This window comes from Chitinivibrionia bacterium (assembly GCA_009779925.1).
Lineage (GTDB): Bacteria > Fibrobacterota > Chitinivibrionia > Chitinivibrionales > Chitinivibrionaceae > WRFX01.
This window is the reverse complement of record WRAZ01000033.1, coordinates 1-17,095: the sequence shown is the minus strand read 5'-3', so window position 1 is coordinate 17,095 and position 17,095 is coordinate 1. Positions and strand designations below refer to the sequence as shown.

15 protein-coding genes are annotated in these 17,095 nt (G+C 43.2%); 1 reads left to right on the top strand and 14 read right to left on the bottom strand.

Annotated elements, in window-relative coordinates; genetic code table 11:
• The first annotated feature begins 2 nt into the window (after window positions 1–2).
• Window positions 3–281 carry a hypothetical protein gene (locus tag FWE23_08755; protein MCL2845519.1) on the top strand — a complete coding sequence of 93 codons (279 nt, stop codon included), beginning with the start codon at window positions 3–5 and terminating at the stop codon, window positions 279–281.
• A 236-nt stretch (window positions 282–517) separates the two neighbouring features.
• Here FWE23_08755 and FWE23_08750 read toward each other — a convergent pair whose 3' ends face one another.
• From FWE23_08750 to FWE23_08685, 14 genes are all read right to left on the bottom strand, one after another.
• Window positions 518–1,099, bottom strand: a complete 582-nt coding sequence (locus tag FWE23_08750; GenBank protein ID MCL2845518.1) for a hypothetical protein — start codon at window positions 1,097–1,099, stop codon at window positions 518–520.
• Between the two features lie 68 nt (window positions 1,100–1,167).
• Entirely contained in the window at window positions 1,168–1,893 is a 726-nt protein-coding gene (locus tag FWE23_08745) for a tetratricopeptide repeat protein (GenBank protein ID MCL2845517.1), read from the bottom strand.
• Between the two features lie 4 nt (window positions 1,894–1,897).
• Window positions 1,898–2,893 carry a hypothetical protein gene (locus FWE23_08740; GenBank protein ID MCL2845516.1) on the bottom strand — a complete coding sequence of 332 codons (996 nt, stop codon included), beginning with the start codon at window positions 2,891–2,893 and terminating at the stop codon, window positions 1,898–1,900.
• A 15-nt stretch (window positions 2,894–2,908) separates the two neighbouring features.
• Window positions 2,909–3,781, bottom strand: a complete 873-nt coding sequence (locus FWE23_08735; GenBank protein MCL2845515.1) for a DUF6175 family protein — start codon at window positions 3,779–3,781, stop codon at window positions 2,909–2,911.
• 16 nt (window positions 3,782–3,797) lie between these two features.
• Entirely contained in the window at window positions 3,798–4,274 is a 477-nt protein-coding gene (locus tag FWE23_08730; protein ID MCL2845514.1) for a hypothetical protein, read from the bottom strand.
• Window positions 4,271–5,140 carry a hypothetical protein gene (locus FWE23_08725; protein MCL2845513.1) on the bottom strand — a complete coding sequence of 290 codons (870 nt, stop codon included), beginning with the start codon at window positions 5,138–5,140 and terminating at the stop codon, window positions 4,271–4,273. The genes FWE23_08730 and FWE23_08725 overlap by 4 nt, the downstream gene beginning before the upstream one ends.
• Before the next feature lie 22 nt (window positions 5,141–5,162).
• Window positions 5,163–6,263 carry a PEGA domain-containing protein gene (locus tag FWE23_08720; GenBank protein MCL2845512.1) on the bottom strand — a complete coding sequence of 367 codons (1,101 nt, stop codon included), beginning with the start codon at window positions 6,261–6,263 and terminating at the stop codon, window positions 5,163–5,165.
• 103 nt (window positions 6,264–6,366) lie between these two features.
• Window positions 6,367–7,443 carry a PEGA domain-containing protein gene (locus FWE23_08715; GenBank protein ID MCL2845511.1) on the bottom strand — a complete coding sequence of 359 codons (1,077 nt, stop codon included), beginning with the start codon at window positions 7,441–7,443 and terminating at the stop codon, window positions 6,367–6,369.
• 37 nt (window positions 7,444–7,480) lie between these two features.
• Entirely contained in the window at window positions 7,481–7,792 is a 312-nt protein-coding gene (locus FWE23_08710) for a hypothetical protein (GenBank protein MCL2845510.1), read from the bottom strand.
• A gap of 92 nt (window positions 7,793–7,884) precedes the next feature.
• Window positions 7,885–9,111 carry a hypothetical protein gene (locus FWE23_08705; GenBank protein MCL2845509.1) on the bottom strand — a complete coding sequence of 409 codons (1,227 nt, stop codon included), beginning with the start codon at window positions 9,109–9,111 and terminating at the stop codon, window positions 7,885–7,887.
• 23 nt (window positions 9,112–9,134) lie between these two features.
• On the bottom strand, window positions 9,135–10,220 hold the full coding sequence (locus FWE23_08700; protein ID MCL2845508.1) for an InlB B-repeat-containing protein: 1,086 nt from the start codon (window positions 10,218–10,220) through the stop codon (window positions 9,135–9,137).
• A gap of 16 nt (window positions 10,221–10,236) precedes the next feature.
• Window positions 10,237–11,895, bottom strand: coding sequence for a hypothetical protein (locus FWE23_08695; protein MCL2845507.1), 1,659 nt, complete (start codon window positions 11,893–11,895; stop codon window positions 10,237–10,239).
• A 33-nt stretch (window positions 11,896–11,928) separates the two neighbouring features.
• A complete protein-coding gene (locus FWE23_08690; GenBank protein ID MCL2845506.1) occupies window positions 11,929–14,913 on the bottom strand; it encodes an InlB B-repeat-containing protein in 2,985 nt (994 codons plus the stop codon).
• A gap of 11 nt (window positions 14,914–14,924) precedes the next feature.
• Window positions 14,925–16,592 carry a hypothetical protein gene (locus FWE23_08685; GenBank protein MCL2845505.1) on the bottom strand — a complete coding sequence of 556 codons (1,668 nt, stop codon included), beginning with the start codon at window positions 16,590–16,592 and terminating at the stop codon, window positions 14,925–14,927.
• Window positions 16,593–17,095: the final 503 nt, after the last annotated feature.

Genomic DNA, 17,095 nt, shown 5'->3' with positions numbered 1-17,095 from the left:
TTATGAAAACACAGCAAATTAAATGGACAGGCGAGGCATTATTAGCCTCAGAACTCAAAGAAAGCGACATTATGCGTTTTGAAAAAAAGGTCGGCACAAAATCAAACTTCTCTGCCGACAAGTTCTACTTCAACGTAATGGACGGACTTAAAGTAGGCGAGATTAAAGCAGATTTAGCAGCCGCAAACGCTTTGTCTCTCGAAGACAATCTAACATACGCCCACAAGCTCTACAACATAAACATCATACGCCGAAACAAATCCTACGCCCTCGCGTCATAACAACACAAACAAAGGAGAGCAAAAACGCTCTCCTTTTCCTTTTTTTACTAATTTTAACATTTTCCCGCATTTACCACAAAAAAAGTATTATATTAAAAACATAACACCCGCCCCAAAACAAAAACAACAAATAAATAAGGGTGTTGTCGGAATACTATTTGCGCAAGTAAATATAGTATAAAAAAGGCGTATTATCAAAAATACGCCTTGCGAAACTTATTATTGTTTGCGAGGAATTATTCTGCAAAGTTTGTTCCTGCTCTTGCGGCTCTTTCACGTGCAATTCTCTCTTCAAGATTTCCCCAAGCTGTTCTTGCTTGTCTAAGATTTTCTGCGTTTTGTTGTGCTTCCAACAAAGTTTTAAGAATATTGGCATCAAGCGCTCTTAATACATAAGCCGTAAATCCGTTTGAACCTCTCGAAACCATTTCTTTGACAATCCTGTCGCCGTTAAGCGTGGTCAAAACAAAAATTTCTTGAACAGTTTCAAAAACGTCATTGTCCACATTGCCTTGTATATCTAAAGTAAATGCGCGCTGTTGACTTGCGACTTCTTGCTCAAATTGTGTAGCAATCTGCTGAGTTGCTTCAAAGCGCGCTCTTCTCAACGCGGCAACTTGGTCGGTTGCTGTAGCCATACCTACTGCCCAAACAGACTCTCTGAAAGGACCATCAATTAAACGTTGAATTTCTGCGGGATAAACGCTCACTGCGCCGCCCGTTTCTCCAAAATTACCACCGACTTTGGGACCACAACCCATTAAAGTTAAAGTCGCGGCAACAAAAATAAGTACAAAAACATTTTTAGTTTTGAACATCTGAAACCTCCTTATGATTTTAATAAAACTCCGTAAATATTACAAAAAAAATTCACAGTAAGTTAACCTTACCTCCTATATCCTTGCGTTCTTTGTCGAAACTGTGCGCCGGGGTGTCCCATGTCTGCGGCTCGTTTAAAGTGGCGATCGGCTTGTCTTTGGTTGTTTAGACCAAGATATGTTTTTCCGAGCATATAGTGGACGTTTGCAGGCGTTCTGTTTCTTCTTAGTGCTTTGTTCAGATGATTTAACGCCTCTCTGAATTGTCCGTTTTCGTATGCGACTACTCCAAAAGTGAAATCATCTTCGCTTGCAAGGGCTGTCATTATTTCTTGGTACGAACCAAACGGCATTTGATTGTTTCTCATATTCATTGCCTGCGCTCTGAACTCCATCAACCGCTCTCTCGCCAATCTCATTTCTTCTGATCTTCTAAAGTCCTGCATAATCGCATTAATTCGTCTTTCTACGTCTCTTGTATCAACGACCATTCTTGCTTTCATTCGGTATTCGCGACCATTCCAACTTTCATTTATTATCGTCATTTCGACAACCCCTGCAGTAACAGCCAGCGCTCTCTCAAAAAATTCATCGTCTATCAAAACTTGCTGCGAAAAAACAAACTGTCCGATTTCTCGCAGCAGAATGTTGCGTATTTCTACAGAAGCGTTTGTGCGAGCGCTTACTTTGCTGTCCATTTCGCTTGCCTGATACGTATATTCGCGGATAAATTCCTTTCGCCCTGCAAGTACAAGGCAAAAGGATAAAAGAATAAAAAAAACTGCTTTTTTCATTTTTTTACCACCAAATGATGTTTCTGTAAACTACGGTGGGTTGATTTCTGAGGCGTTCGATTTTTATCGCTTTTGCCGCTTCAATCTTTTGGGCTTCCAATTTGTCGCGAGCTGCGTGTCTTGCTTGCGCCGCTTGAAAATTTCTCTGCTCAAGTTCTCGTGCTTCGTTATGTAATCGCATTGCCAAGTTCCATTTTTCGCGCTCTTGCTCTTCGATTGCCGTTTCTATTGATTGTAATATCATCATCGATTCAGCATAACAATTCGACAACGGGCTTATTTGTCCTATAGCTTCTAAAGCGCCGAAATGGTCTCTTGCCGCCATTAAAGTGTTTGCTCTGTGCATCAATTCTCTACAAATTTGGTTTTGATGCGCGTTAAATGCTTGCACTAATCTTCCGGTGATTTTTGCATAACAAACGGCAACTTCTTCGGGGATAGTCAATAACACCGCTATTGCTTCTTCGTGCATTTGACGGCGTATATATCCGTCGGCTCTTCCGATTATATCCCAGCATCGAACTTCGTAATATTCAACAATTCTTTCTTTTGAATTTTCAAGAAAAGCCGTAAATTCAGAATGTCTTGTGGGGAGCGCTTGGATTGCACTTCTGATGGCGTCGTTTTTTGTTCTTCCGGAACCCGTAACTTCTCTGCTTACCGTGCCGAATAATAAGCCGTTATCGACCTGTTTTACAAACAAAGTAATTTCCGCTCTTACTCTCGTTATATTTTGCATTCCCGTTTCTACGAGGTCGGTTTGAATAATCGTAAAGTTCGGATAAATAATAAAATTTCCGTCCCCCCCCGAAGCCGCCAATCCAGCACCTGAAACAACTTGTTTTATCCTTGTTTCAAGCACGGGTCTGTGAGAGGCGTCGATGTCTCGTATAACGTCCGGAACAACCACCGAAAGGGCAATTCTTCCGACATCTTCCAACGAAACGGCACTTACGGATACAGCAAAGCATACGGCAAAAAATAAACATTTTTTAAGCATATATACTCCTTTTGCTTACCGTATCGAAATTGATATTGTGCTGCGAACTGCCGAAATTTCTGCGGTGACGCCCAATTCTTCGAAAAGATCGCTCAGTTGGTCTTCAAACATACCTACAGTAAACGGTCGACCGTTGGCTCTTCTCAGCGGAATGCGAACATCGTCAAACGACAAGCGGTTGGCTGTTCTTCCTTGTCTGGTATAAACGCCTTGGTAAGCATTATCGGCTATCCAAGTTTCTATGGCTCTTGAAAGTTGCTGATTATCGGAGCCAACTCGTGAAGACATTGTAAGTTCCGAGCCGTGAGCAATGCCTATATCAATAACAAGCGGTCTTCCGTTTTGTACTATGTTGTCAAAACTTGCCTGCATAGTATTCAAAAACTCTTCGATTCCCTGAACTGCCGCTCTTTGCGCAAGGCGCGATACGTCGTCCGTAAAGAAACGTCCGCTTTCTCCTATCATATTTGATAAAGAGGCACCGGTTGCAATATCATAAGCAGTCATTATTAGGCGTACCCAACTTTCGCGGCTTCTGTTTGGTGATATATCCATAACGATTTCTACAGATACATAAATTTCCGCACCTGACCCCGAAACAATGGCGTCTTTGATGTCCGCCTGATTATCACTTGCAAGAACGTCGCGCATATTTGCCGCTCTCAACCTTGCCAAAAAGTCCACTGTTTGAAAATCGCGGTTGTTAAATCCTCTCTGAACTTCTGTTATAACAATACGCTTATTAACATCGTCTTCCAAAATCGTTCTTATATCCTCGCCCTCTTTGGTAAAAGGAATAACCATAATCGCCGGACGTTGTGCTAAAATCCCGCTTGCAGTGATGCACACCATCAAAATACTTGTCGTCAAAATCTGTTTAATTTTCATTGCTTTTTCTCCTTAATTAAAAGCCAAAACTTCTTATTATATCACGTTGTTCCAAATCCCTGCGTAAATTCGCAAGGTTTACTCTTACCTCGGCAGTTGTTTGATACTGCCTGCCTGCTAATTTTGTAAAACCGCCGACCGGTCTCGAACTGACTATAAACGATTTGAAACGTTTTCCATTGTAAAAGTCCGCAAAATACGGGCTGTTTCTCATCATTTCTGCCGATTCATTGGTGCTTACGAGCGGTCTTCTGTGCTGCGATTCGGGAACTCCGCGAAACAAAATAACGTCAAACACTCTCATCTCGGCATCGCTCAGCGCGTCCTGTTGGCTTGCTCCAACCCCGGACGCTCTCATTGTTATTGTATTGCCGTCGCTTGTTACGTAAGTTGTTTGGGTCGGAGAGAATTGCTGTCTTCGAGCGCAAGAAGTTGTTGTAATCGAAAACAGACACAGCAAAAAACAAGCAAAATATTTCGTAAATACCATCATCTTCTTCTCCCACGTCCGTCTGAGACCTGTAATTGACATAAAATTGTTGCGCCTGCGTTAAATTGAGTCAAAATTTCTTCGCCGCCGCTTAAAACTTCCGCTTCCGAAAAATCACCGGAGAGAGAGGTTATTTTTATTGTTCCTATTGTGGAGCGAAGCGTTCTTCCGCTTATTTCTCTGACGCTTACGACATTAAATTCGCTTCCGACGCTGAAACCGTAATCTGCCGCTCCGAAAACCCGTACGTTTCGCGCGCTGTTTCTTCTGGTTTCGGTAATTTCGGCAATAGCGGTTTCTACGGGAAATTCGGCTTTCAGCCAGTTTGAAATATCGCCGTTCAACGAATTCAACGACGAAGTTAAAGCACTTTGAATTGTTGCCATTTGAGGCGACATTACTCCGTTAAAAGTCCGTGATTCCGTTGCTTCGCGTGTCTCGACATTGGTAACATTAAGCGTAAGAGATACATTTGCTCTGTAGCCGGCAATCGACCCGTTGGGATTTCTTATCAACTGAATTGCAAGGTTGTTGATATGTCCCATAATCAGTTTTTCGGCGGCAATCGCCTCGTCTCTTACTTGAAAATCAAAATTATCCAAAAACGAATTGTCTGTTCTTTGGAATCTGAGCTCGTCATCGACCATATCCAAGCCCGTTCTGTTTACAACGGTAAATCTTCTGGAACTTGTAACGAGTGCGACAACATTTTCAGTTACCGCTCTTGCATATTGCTGCAAGTTTTCGTTCATTCCCGCTTCGGTCGAAAACATCGGTATGCCGACCGCAATTCTGCTCTGCTCGAATGCAAACGCGCTAAAAACAAGCGCTACAAGCATTATAAAAGCAATTTTTTTCATTCTAAACATAAAAAACTCCTCCTTTTGTTTGTTAAATTTCACCTCTTATATTGGCTCTGATTCTCTGTATTTCTTTAGTCATCGTTCTTAATTGTTGAACACCTACTGTGAGAGTACCGGTTGAGAAAGTTAAAATTGTTGTAATTTGCACTTTTTGCGGTCCTGACGCACTCGAAATTTCGTTTCTGATGTCATAAACGCTTCCTTGTGATGCAGCAAGGGCGGCGCTTACGATTGCCGTTGCCTGCTCCGGTGTCAAATTATAATCTTCCAAAATCCAAGCAAACATAATAAGAGCCGCTCTCGGATTCATTCTCCAAGGATCTACTACTGCTCTGGGAAGTGTTGCAAAACTTGCGCGAAGAATTAAAGGCAAAAATGTGAGCGGGTCTAAATTTTCATCAAGTCTTACCAACTCTGCAAATCCGGTTTCTGTGCAAGCGTTTATTTCTGCGCCGTTAAATTCCATAATTTGTTTGTTTACGTCGTTTACAGTTCTGAGTAATTCTATTGAGAGTCCTGCGATAGCAAATGTCGAAGGAGCAGAACTGCTCATTCCTTGAGCGCGCATAATAGTCTCAACTCTTTGTGCATTTCTTGTAAATCGTGTAATTCTTCCCTGTGTTCTTTGGAAGTCTCTGCCTTTTGTCATTTCGTCCAAACCTGCAACCGCTTCATTGACAACTGCGCAGTTTATGCCGCTGAGCGAAATTTGCTCGGTCGTTTCCTGTGGACGTTGTTGCACGGGAGTATCTTCTGCTCGAACGACTTCTTGGTCTTGTTGCGGTGCGGCTTGCTGTTGAATTATCTCCGGAGCAGATGGTTTAGCTGTAAAAACAGGAGTTTGTTGACGATTTCCATTTAGTTCTTGCAGAGACATATTTAATCTCCACGCTCTTCCGGAACGGTTAACAAAATGAACCTCGTGTTCCCAAAAACCTTGTAGTTCTGCAATAAAAACAACGTTGCCCAAAGGAACATTTGAGGCTGTCAGAGGCGACACTCCCAAATAATTCCCATTCATATAAATCCTCGCTCCTGCGGGATGTGTGACAATTTCTACTCCGCTGTTTGCCCAAACACTCACAAGTGTTGCAAGGATAACGGGGACTGCTTTTTTTAGTTTAAACACAAAAACTCCTTTATATGTTAAATTTTATTGTACCATCTACTTGATAAGTTAACAACGTCTGTTAATTTTAAACAAGGGCAGGCAGATACTGCCCTTATATCGGTTAAATAGCGCCTTCTTTTGCCGTTCTTATCCTTTGTATTTGTCTTGTCATTTCTCTCAATTGCGGAACTGTTGCCGCAAGAACACCGCTGGAAAACGACAAAAGCATAGTAATTTGCACTTTTTGCGGTCCCGAAGCGTTTCTGATTTCACCCGCTATGTGATAAACGCTTCCTTGTGTTGAAGCAAGAGCTGCGGTTATAATAGCTAAGGCTTGGTCTCTGGTTAAATTATAATCTTCCATAATCCAAGCAAACATTACAAGTGCCGCAACCGGATTTAATCTAAACGGCTCTACTACAGGCGGGGGGAGTGTTGCAAAACTTGCTCGAACAATCAAAGGTAAGAATGTGCCCGGATTCAAACTTTCGTTAAGTTTCTGCAATTCTGAAAATCCGCTTTCTGTACAAGGATTTACTTGCGCTCCGTTAAATTCCATAATTTGTCTGTTTACATCGTTTATAGTTCGCAACATTTCGATTGAAAGTCCTGCCATAGCGGTCGCAGATGGAGCCGAGCTGCTCATTCCGCTGACGCGCATTACCGTTTCTACTCTTTGTGCATTTCTTGTAAATCGTGCAATTCTTCCTTGTGTTCTTTGGAAATCTCTGCCTTTAGTCATTTCGTCCAAACCCTCTACCGCTTCTTTGACAACCGCGCAGTTTATGCTCGCCAATGTTGGTGTCGATCGTGTTGCAGGCATTTCATCAATATTGGCAGCAGCGCGTTGCTGACCGTCTTCAGGTCTGACCACTTGCCCTTGTTGCTGCGGACGTTGTGCAGTAGCGACTTGCCCTTGTTGTTGCGAGCGATTTCGCAATGTTAAAGATATATTTCGCGAACTTCCCGTATGATTTATAAAATGAACTTCATGTCCGAAAAAACCTTGTAATTCTGCACGAATAATGACATTTCCCAAGTGCGCGTTCGGAATCGTTACAGGCGACACCCCCAGAAAAGAATCATTCATATAAATCCTCGCCCCTGCGGGATTCGTCGTAATCTCAATCATCTCGTCCGCCCAAGCAACCGCAAGAGCTGCAAGCATTACAGAGATAATTTTTTTTAAGTTAAACATAAAAAAACTCCTTTATTTGTTAAATTTTTATTCTTCGCTACCAACTAATAGTACCGCTTCTCAAGGTGTAAGTTCCTGACCAACCGATGGACAAAGTGTTGCCCGATATTGTGTAAGTACCATAATCGGAACCATTGAGAAACAGCCGATTGTTATTTGTTGTGTGCCATTCGCCGGTACCACGGATCCGCCAAATATTATTCCAAGAATCGAATAGTACGTCTCTATATGTTCCGTTTGAATTGAAAACAAATCCCTGACTATTATTGCTGGTGCCGGACGCCCAAACATTACCGCTATTTATCAATCTATTGTCTCTTTGGATTGTATGCAGATTAGGCTCTACCAAGTCGTCTCCATAATAGCCACAACCTACAACTGCCAGCAAGCAAAATAAGATACTAAATATATACAAAATTTTTTTCATTGCTTTTCCTCTCCTTATTTCAGCGATCTTGATCTGGTTAATGTGTACCCTACGCTCAAATGGTAAGTGGCGCTAAATCTGTAGTCCCAATAGAGGTCGTATCTGCCTTCACCGCCCCAACTCCATTGATTCCACTCCCATACTTGCTCTTCTCGCATTCCGAACATTATCGCATTGGTGATGTCGAAATTAGAAGTTCTGCCAAGCAGTAATTTCCCAAAGACTCTCGCCCAACCAAAGTTGAGATCCCAAGAATTGTAATTCCAATGATTTGAATTTGTGTTATTGCGAACAACTCTTCTTTCATACCCCATAATATACCAGTTCGGACCGCCACCCAAGACAACTGTTATCGGCTTTTCCAAATCTGAAGCCCAGCCGACATTGAGACCTATACCTCCGCCACCGCCGCGTCCGTCAATAGCGGCAAAAGGAGTGCCGCCGAATTCAAACGTTATGTAAAGATTATTATTGGTAATACGTCCGAATTCATAAGTTATACTGCTTCCCTTCATTGAAGAGTGGCGCACAAATTCTGGGCGAACGGAAAACACAAAAGTTGGGCGTTGTAGGCGGTTTTTAATAATTTCAATATCTCTTTCCAATTTTGCGTTTCTTTGCGAAAGGTCATTGACTGCGATTTGTAAATCACGAACAAAAATTCCAAGCACCGATTCCGATTCTTGCGTACCTCTATGTGCTACGACTTCTGCTTGTCTTTGTTGAACTTGCGGCGCTACACGTTCGACAGCTACTCTTTCCACAAACGAATTTTCGATTTTTCCGCCGAAGTTTGTGCCGACCAAACCGCTTAACGCGTTTCCTTCCGCAATATCGGCAGCAACGCCGAGGTTTCTGATAACGCCACCTTCTCCCAAAAAGCCGAATAAACCGCGTTGAACAGTCGAAGAATTATCTATAACTATTCCGCGCACAGCTTTGTTGCCGCCGTCAAAAGTTCCGCTGAAATGTCGAGTGAAATTACCGATAGGAATCCACTGCGAACTTTGCGCTGCGGTAAAATTGATGTCGTTTGCAAGGACAAAAATTGCCCCCGCAAAGCCGTTTCTGTGCTCTTCGTCATTCTCACTCGCCACCCGTCGCGAAAGTTCCCGCAAATCGTCCGCGGTTCTGATGATAATAACCGGAGTACCCCAATCAGCAACTGTAATCTGCGCCTGCGCGTTGACAATAATGCCTATAAATAGGATTATTGTCAGTAGCTTGATTTGTTTATTCATATATTTCCTTTCTTATTGTATTATTAACGCGTGACAGTTACTGTGTAGCTGCCAGTTCCCGTATTATTCCAAACGCCTGCCCAAAAAGTAAATGTTTGCCCCGCTGTCAAAGCGCGTGAAAACCAAAAATTGCGGTCTCCTGCACTATCATCATCAATAATGCTACCACCAGTTAAAGCGGTATATGCTGTAGGGTCTAACGAACCTCTATTTGAAGATTGAAATATATAAGTTCCCGTAGATGGTGCAGTAAACCTTACTTCTCGCCTTACTCCAGATGTTATACTAACAGTTGCCGGAACGTTGAGAGACAGGATTATTATAGACGACGATATTGATGTCCACTGTGCCCAAAGTGTTATGTTAGAATTCACCCAATAACTATCTCCCGCACTTCCAACTCTTGTACCACCACTTGATGACGTAAACCACCCGTTAAATGTAAACCCGCTTCTTGTCGGTGTCGGTAATGTTGTTGGTGTTCCTGCATTTACCACTCTTGACGTAGGGCTTACCGTTCCTCCGTTTGCGTTAAATGTCACTGTAAATTGGCTTGGGGTTGCCGTCCACTGTGCCCAAAGCGTTATGTTTGAATTTACCGTATAACTGCTTCCTGCACCTCCAACTCTTGTACCACCACTTGATGATGTAAACCAGCCGTTAAATGTAAACCCGCTTCTTGTCGGTGTCGGTAATGTTGTTGATGTTCCTGCATTTACCACTCTTGATGTAGGGCTTACCGTTCCTCCGTTTGCGTTAAAAGTCACTGTAAATTGACTTGGCGTTGTTGCCGTCCACTGTGCCCAAAGTGTTCTGTTTTCCCATACAGTTAAATTAGTTTCTCCCCAACCAACTCGCGACCCACCGCTTGACGACGTAAACCAACCGTTAAAAACGAATCCGCTGCGGCTTGGAGTTGGCAACCAAACAGATTGTCCTGCATTTACTGTTTGCGACGAAAAACTTGTACCGCCTTGCGAATTAAATGTCACGGTGACACGCTGTACAGGTACGGCAACATTTATCTCGATCTCGTCCCCATAAAAGCCGCATCCCCCAACCATCAACAAACAAAGCAACACGCTAAACGCACCTAAAATCTTTTTCATAAAAACTTTCCCTCTCTTATCTTCTGTTTTGGGTTAAAGTGTATCCGATACCCAAGAAATAAGTAGCACCTGTTCCGGATACGGTGCTGCTGTATCCGCCGACGTTGTTGCCCCAAATGTCTCTAACGGAATCATTCCAAACCGGAGTTTTTCTGTTTCCGAGCATCAACCTGTTGGTTATGTCGAATCTACCTTCTTTTCCAAACATCAATTTCCAAAAAATACTGCCGAAACCTATATCGGAACCACGTGCAGTTTCTATTACCGACCCACGTTGAACAAATTTGACTTCATAATTCATACCATAAAAATCAGCGCTGATTCCAAAAACACTTACTACAGGTCTTTCTAAATCGGAAGCTACGCCTATATTAAGACGTGTTCCGCCACCTCCACCGTTTGCTAAAAGAAAAGGAGTACCACCAAATTCCCAAGTCAGATAACGGTTATTGTCGGTGATGCGTCCGAATTCAAAAGCGATACTGTTGCCTGTCATTACAGAATTTGAAACAAATTCCGGACGGACAGAAAACACAAAATGTCCGCGTCTGTCTGCGCGGTTGCTACATTTTTGACAAGGCGGGCACACCGGAACAGGTCTCGGTGCTTGAGCTGTCGCTAATCTTTTGTTAGTAGTGCTAAGTTCTTCTCTTAGTTCCGAAATTAGTTGCGCTTGCGTCTGTTCTTCGGTGTTTATTCTCTCTACATATGAATTTTCTATTACTCCGCCAAGATTTACATCAACTAATGCTCTTAACGGGTTTCCCTCTCTGACAACTGCGATAACGCCAAGATTTCTGATTGCTCCGCCGTGCCCCAAATATCCGAACAAACTGTTTTGATTTTGGTTATCCGAAGAGTTGCTGATAATTATTCCGCTTATAACATTATTTTCGCCATTAAATATTCCGCGAAACCCATTGCGTAAATTGCCGATTGGTGTGGTCCAAGCGTTGCTTTGTACAGCGCTGAAATTAATGTCGTTAGCCAAAGTAAAAGTCACTCCCGCAAAACCGTTTCTATGCCTTTCTACATCGGGACTTGTTATACGTCTTGCCAATTCCTGTAAGTCGTGCATAGTTCTGATAGTAATTCGGTTTGCGTTCCAATCCTCAACAGTAATTTGTGGTTGTCTGACTTGTATTTGCGCTATTGCCGGACGTTCTGTCTGTACGCGCTCTACAAATGAATTTTCGATTTTTCCGCCGGCATTTGTGTTTATCAATCCGCTCAATGCGTTTCCTTCGGCAACCTCTGCATTAACCCTGAGATTTCTGATAATTCCGTTTTCGCCCAAAAATCCGAATAAACCGCGTTGAATACTCGCTGAGTTATCAACAACTATTCCGCGCACAATGCTGTTGCCACCATCGAATGTCCCTTGAAAATTTCTTGCAGAACTGCCAATTGGTATCCATAGATTACCTTGAGTTGCTGTAAAATCGATGTTGTTTGCAAGAACAAACGTTACTCCTGCAAATCCGTTTCTGCGTTCTGCTTCATTGTTGCTCGCCACTCGTCTTGAAAGTTCCCGTAAATCGTCCGCAGTTCTGATGATAATAACCGGCGCCCCCCAATCTGCAACCGTAATTTGTGGTTGTGTCTGTTGTGTTTGTGCGTGAGCAATAACGCCCACGAGTAGGATTGCTGTCAGAATCTTGAAATGTTTGCCCATATTTTTGTTTTCTCCTTTGTTTTATTCTTTATTCTAATCTTCTGGTGTCCATTGTGCGAATATTGTTCCGGTAGCAGTAGGCGTAAAAGAATTGCCGCCTAAACCAACTAATTCACCGCCGATTGCCTCTGTAAACCAACCATCAAATGTAAATCCGGAACGTGTTGGAGTCGGAGGAAGTGTTATAGGACTTCCTGAATTCGCTGTAATAGGCTCAGGCACAGGTTCGCCGGGAACTGTAAATGAACCTAATGACGCGCTTGTATTAGTTAAACCGTTATATTGTCTGTGAATCAACAAGCGTGCAATATTATTTGTAGCTCCTGTTGCAGGATTAAATGCAGGGGATGGTGGCTCGTTTGTGTAATATATGGCAAACGCGGCTTCATCTGCCCAACTACCACTAGCTACCCAGTTAACTTGAATAAGATCACCAACATTTACATCAAATGCAAAAGTTCTGCTTGATGATGTCAGCGTTTCATTCGGTCGATTTGTTCCGTTCACGCTAATCCTTAACGCATTACTAGACCATCCGCTGTGCCAAGAACTACGCATCTCAACTGTAATATTTCGAGGAGCAGGATTAGGATTTAGGTTGAAAGTCGTCGTAAACACTGGTGTCCATTGCGCAAAAAGCGTCGTAATTTCACTGACTATAAGAGGACTTTCAACTTGTGTTCCGCCGTCTTCTTCAGTAAACCAACCGTTGAAATCGAATCCTGTTCTTGTCGGTATCGGTAAAATAAACGAATTTCCGAAGGTTCTGTTTGTAGTTCCGGATGAGACATTACCCCAACCATCGCTTAAGTTAACCACCCCACCATTCGCATTCAAAGTTATATTATACGAGTTTATTGTCCACCGTGCAAAAAGTGTTCTGGTAGAAACGGTTGAAATTGTATAGGAGGTATTTCCCCCAAAGTCAATTCGCGTTCCACCGCTTAACTGTGTTGTCCACCATCCGGTAAATGTATGCCCGTCCCTTGTTGGAGTCGGCAAAATTACAGTTTCACCGAAATCTTCAGTTATTGATGTCGGATTAACCGTAGCAGTAGGGTCTGCAGCACCAGCACCAAGGTTGAATGTTATCGTATATTGTATCAGTGCCCATTGCGCAAACAGCATTGTGTTTTCTCTTACAATTAGGGGGCTTTCAACTTGTTCACCACCATTTTCTTCAGTAAACCAACCGTTGAAAGTATGTCCTGTTCTTGTCGGTGTCGGTAAAGTAAACGAGCTTCCGAAGGTTCTTGATACCGTTCTTGTGGCAGCAAAAGTCCAACCGTTGTCTGTGGAAACTTGACCACCATTTGCGTTCAAAGTCACATCATACGAGTTTATTGTCCATTGCGCAAACAGCGTTGTGTCTCTTGTAATCGTAAAATTATCGCCCGCATTTCCAACCCTTGTGTCCCATATTGTTGGTGATGTTGTCCACCACCACCCGTTAAACGTATGTCCTTCTCTTGTCGGCTCCGGTAAGGTTATTACGGTGTTAAAATCATCTGTCGTACCTGTCGGATTAACCGTAGCGGTAGGGTCAGTTGTGTTAACGGCAAAATTCACCGTAAATTGTCTTATCGTCCATCTGGCAAAAAGTATTAGATTGCTTCTGATTGTATGAGAACTTTCAACCAACTCTCCGCCATCAGCCTCAGTAAACCAACCGATAAAATCATAACCTGTTCGATTTATGGTCGATATGGTTTCCGGCAAATTAGCAGTGGCGCCGAATGCTCTTGTTAATTGTCTCGAATCGCTGAAAGTTGAACCGCCGTCTATGCTGACACGACCACCGTTTGCGTTCAAAGTAACAATATGCATATTTACCGTCCAACGCGCATAAAGTGTTCTGTCGGAATTTTCAGTAATCGTGTAAGACATACTTTCAACAGGGCTAATTCTTATGCCTTCTCCTGTCATAGATGTCCACCAACCGTTGAATGTGTGCCCTGTTCTTGTCGGTGTCGGAAGAATTACGGCATCGCCGAAGTTTCCGGTAATAGACGTGGGATTTACCGTAGCAGTGGGGTCGTCGGTACCCAAGCCGAGGTGGAAGGGTATCGTATATTCTATCGGCGTCCATTGTGCGAAGAGTGTTGTATCTTCTGTAATTACAAGCGGAGTATTTACCTGTTCGCCGCCGCTTGTCGCTGTAAACCAACCGTTAAAAGTGTGTCCAACTCTTGTTGCGTTCGGCAATTGTATTGTGGCGCCAAAGTTTTGCGGCATAGACGGAGGGCTGACTACAGAGCCGCCGTTTGCATTAAAGGTCACAGTATGTTGGTTTATCGTCCACTGCGCAAAAAGTGTTCTCTCGGAATTTACCGATACGGTATAAGGATTATTGATTCTTGTTCCGCCGCTTGCCGAAGTAAACCAGCCATCAAATGTGTGCCCTGTTCTTGTCGGTGTCGGCAAACTTACCGTTTGTTCAAAATTTCTTGTCAGTGATGTCGGCTCAACTGTGCCTCCTGTACCTGCGTTAAAAGTTATTACAAATTGCCTTATTGTCCATTCTGCAAAAAGTGTTATTGTAGAATTTACAGTATAGTTGTGTCCGCCGCTGCCAATTCGTGCGCCACCGCTAAACCACCCGTCAAACGTGTATCCTGTTCTTGTCGGTGTTGGCAAGGCTACCTGTGTGCCTTCACGTACCGTTTGCGGTGAATAATTTGAACCGCCTTGTGAATCAAAAGTAATTGTGAACCTTTGAGTCCAACGAGCAGTAAGCGTTATGTTGGAATTAACGGTAAATCTATTTCCGCCGCTTCCTCGAAAACTTCCGTCTGAATCATACCACCCGTCAAAATCAAACACTCCGGTTCTTGTCGGCATTGGTAAAGTTATGGATACACCGGCGTCCACTATTTGTGATCTTATACCAACCGTTCCGCCGTTTGCGTCAAAAGTAACGCTGTACGCGGTAACCATCTCGTCTTCTCCGTAATAACCGCAACTTGACGCTATTAACAAAAAAAGCAATGCGCTTAATATACTCAAAATCTTTTTCATAAATTTCTCCTTTATCTACCTGTTCTAGATTTGGTTAATGTGTATCCGACGCCGAGAATATAAGTGGCGCTAAAGCCGGAATTTCTGCTGTTGCGGTGAACCCAACCGCTATCCCACTCCAACCAACCGCTACTCCAACCATCTCCGCCATTATGCCAACTTGCCCATTCGTTTCTCCATCTTGCGCCGAACATTAAGGCATTGGTAATGTCAAGATTACCTTCTTTTCCAAACATTAGTTTCCAAAAAATTCTGCCGAAACCCATACGGCTTTCTTCCCAATTACCTACTGTGGCATCGACACGTTTTATATCTCCACGGTAGAACATCGAATAGTAATTTGCGCCAATTCCAAAAACACTTTTAACGGATTTCTCCAAATTGGTAGCAACGCCGATATTAAAGCCGGTGCCACCACCGCCTCCGTCTGATACGCCGCCCCAAGGAGTGCCGCCGAATTCCCAAGTCATATAAAGCCCTTTGTCGCTGATACGTCCAAATTCAAAAGTAATAGCAGTACCCGTCATAGAAGAATTTGATACAAGTTCGGGACGCACTGAATAAACAAATCGCCCGCGTCGCGCATCGCGTTGCGCACACCTTTTACAAGACGCGGACAAAACACCCGGCTGCGCTGTTGCCGGCGCTACATTAGCACGTGTCGCAGCTGATAGAGCTGTTCTGAGCGAATCTTCCAATTCAGAAATTCGTTGTGCTTGTGTTGCAGCACCGGTGTTTATTCTCTCTACGTATGAATTTTCTATTACGCCGCCAACATTGACATCAACCAATGCTCTTAACGGACTTCCTTCTCTGATAACTGCGACAACGCCAAGATTTCTTATTGCTCCACCTTGCCCCAGAAATCCGAATAAGCTACTTTGGTTTTGGACATCCGAAGGGGTATTAATAATTATTCCGCTTATAACATTATTTTCACCGTTAAATACTCCGCGAAATCCGTTGCGAAAGTTGCCTATCGGTGTTGTCCAAGCACTGCCTTGAGTAGCGCTGAAATGGATATTGTTTGCAAGAGTAAAAGTTATCCCCAAAAAACCGTTTCTGGAACTTGCTACCCGTCTCGACAATTCCTGCAAATCGCCTGCGGTTCTGATAGTAATCTGATTCGCACTCCAATCGGTGACTGTAACTTGTGTTGCTTGCTGTGGCGATTGTGTTGGCGCTGTTGCCTGTTGAACTTGCTGTGCAGGGCGTTCGCTCGCCGCTCGTTCCACAAACGAATTTTCGATTTTTCCGCCGACGTTTGTGCCGATTAAGCCGACTAAAGCGTCTCCTTCGGCAACATCTGCATTTACACCGAGATTTCTGATAATTCCTCTATTACCCAAAAAACCGAATAAGTTGCGTTGAATAGGTGCCGAATTATCAACAACAATTCCACGCACAACGCTGTTTCCGCCGTCAAATGTTCCTTGGAAATTTCTTGCGGAAGTGCCGATAGGTACCCACTGACTACTTTGTGCAACGGTAAGATTTATATCATTTATAAGAGTGAAAATTACATTAGTGAAACCGTTTCTGTGTTCTGCTTCATTGTTGCTCGCCACTCGTCTTGAAAGCTCCCGCAAATCGTCCGCAGTTCTGATAATAATAAAACTCGCATTCCAATCGCCGACCGTAATTTGCGATTGCGTCGGCGCGGTTATCGGTGCTTGCATTTGACCGCTCCGTGGCGCTTGTGCATATATACTTACGGCAACGAGCAATACTGCTGATAAAACTCTAAAAAAAACATTCATAAATGTATACCTCTCAACTTATTTTAAATGAATTTTATTTATAAGCACTAAAGCGGGCATTGTTAAACTGCTCAAGTTTTGTAATTTTTGTAAACTACTTTTCGAAGTGGGTATCTTTCGACCTGATGAGTTAACAATGCCTGTATGCTTTATTGTCTTACATTCTGAAAAAAGATTTTTTGGAATATGAAAACGAGCAAATGAGAATTTGCTTGAATTAAGAACATAGTTAAATGGAGATTTTACGAGGTGAAAAATAACCGAAGGGAATTTTTCAGCGAGAAGCGAGAAGCGAGAAGCGAGAAGCGAGAAGCGAGAAGCGAGAAGCGAGAAGCGAGAAGCGAGAAGCGAGAAGCGAGAAGCGAGAAGCGAGAAGCGAGAAGCGAGAAGAGAGAAGCGAGAATATATATAAATATACTCAA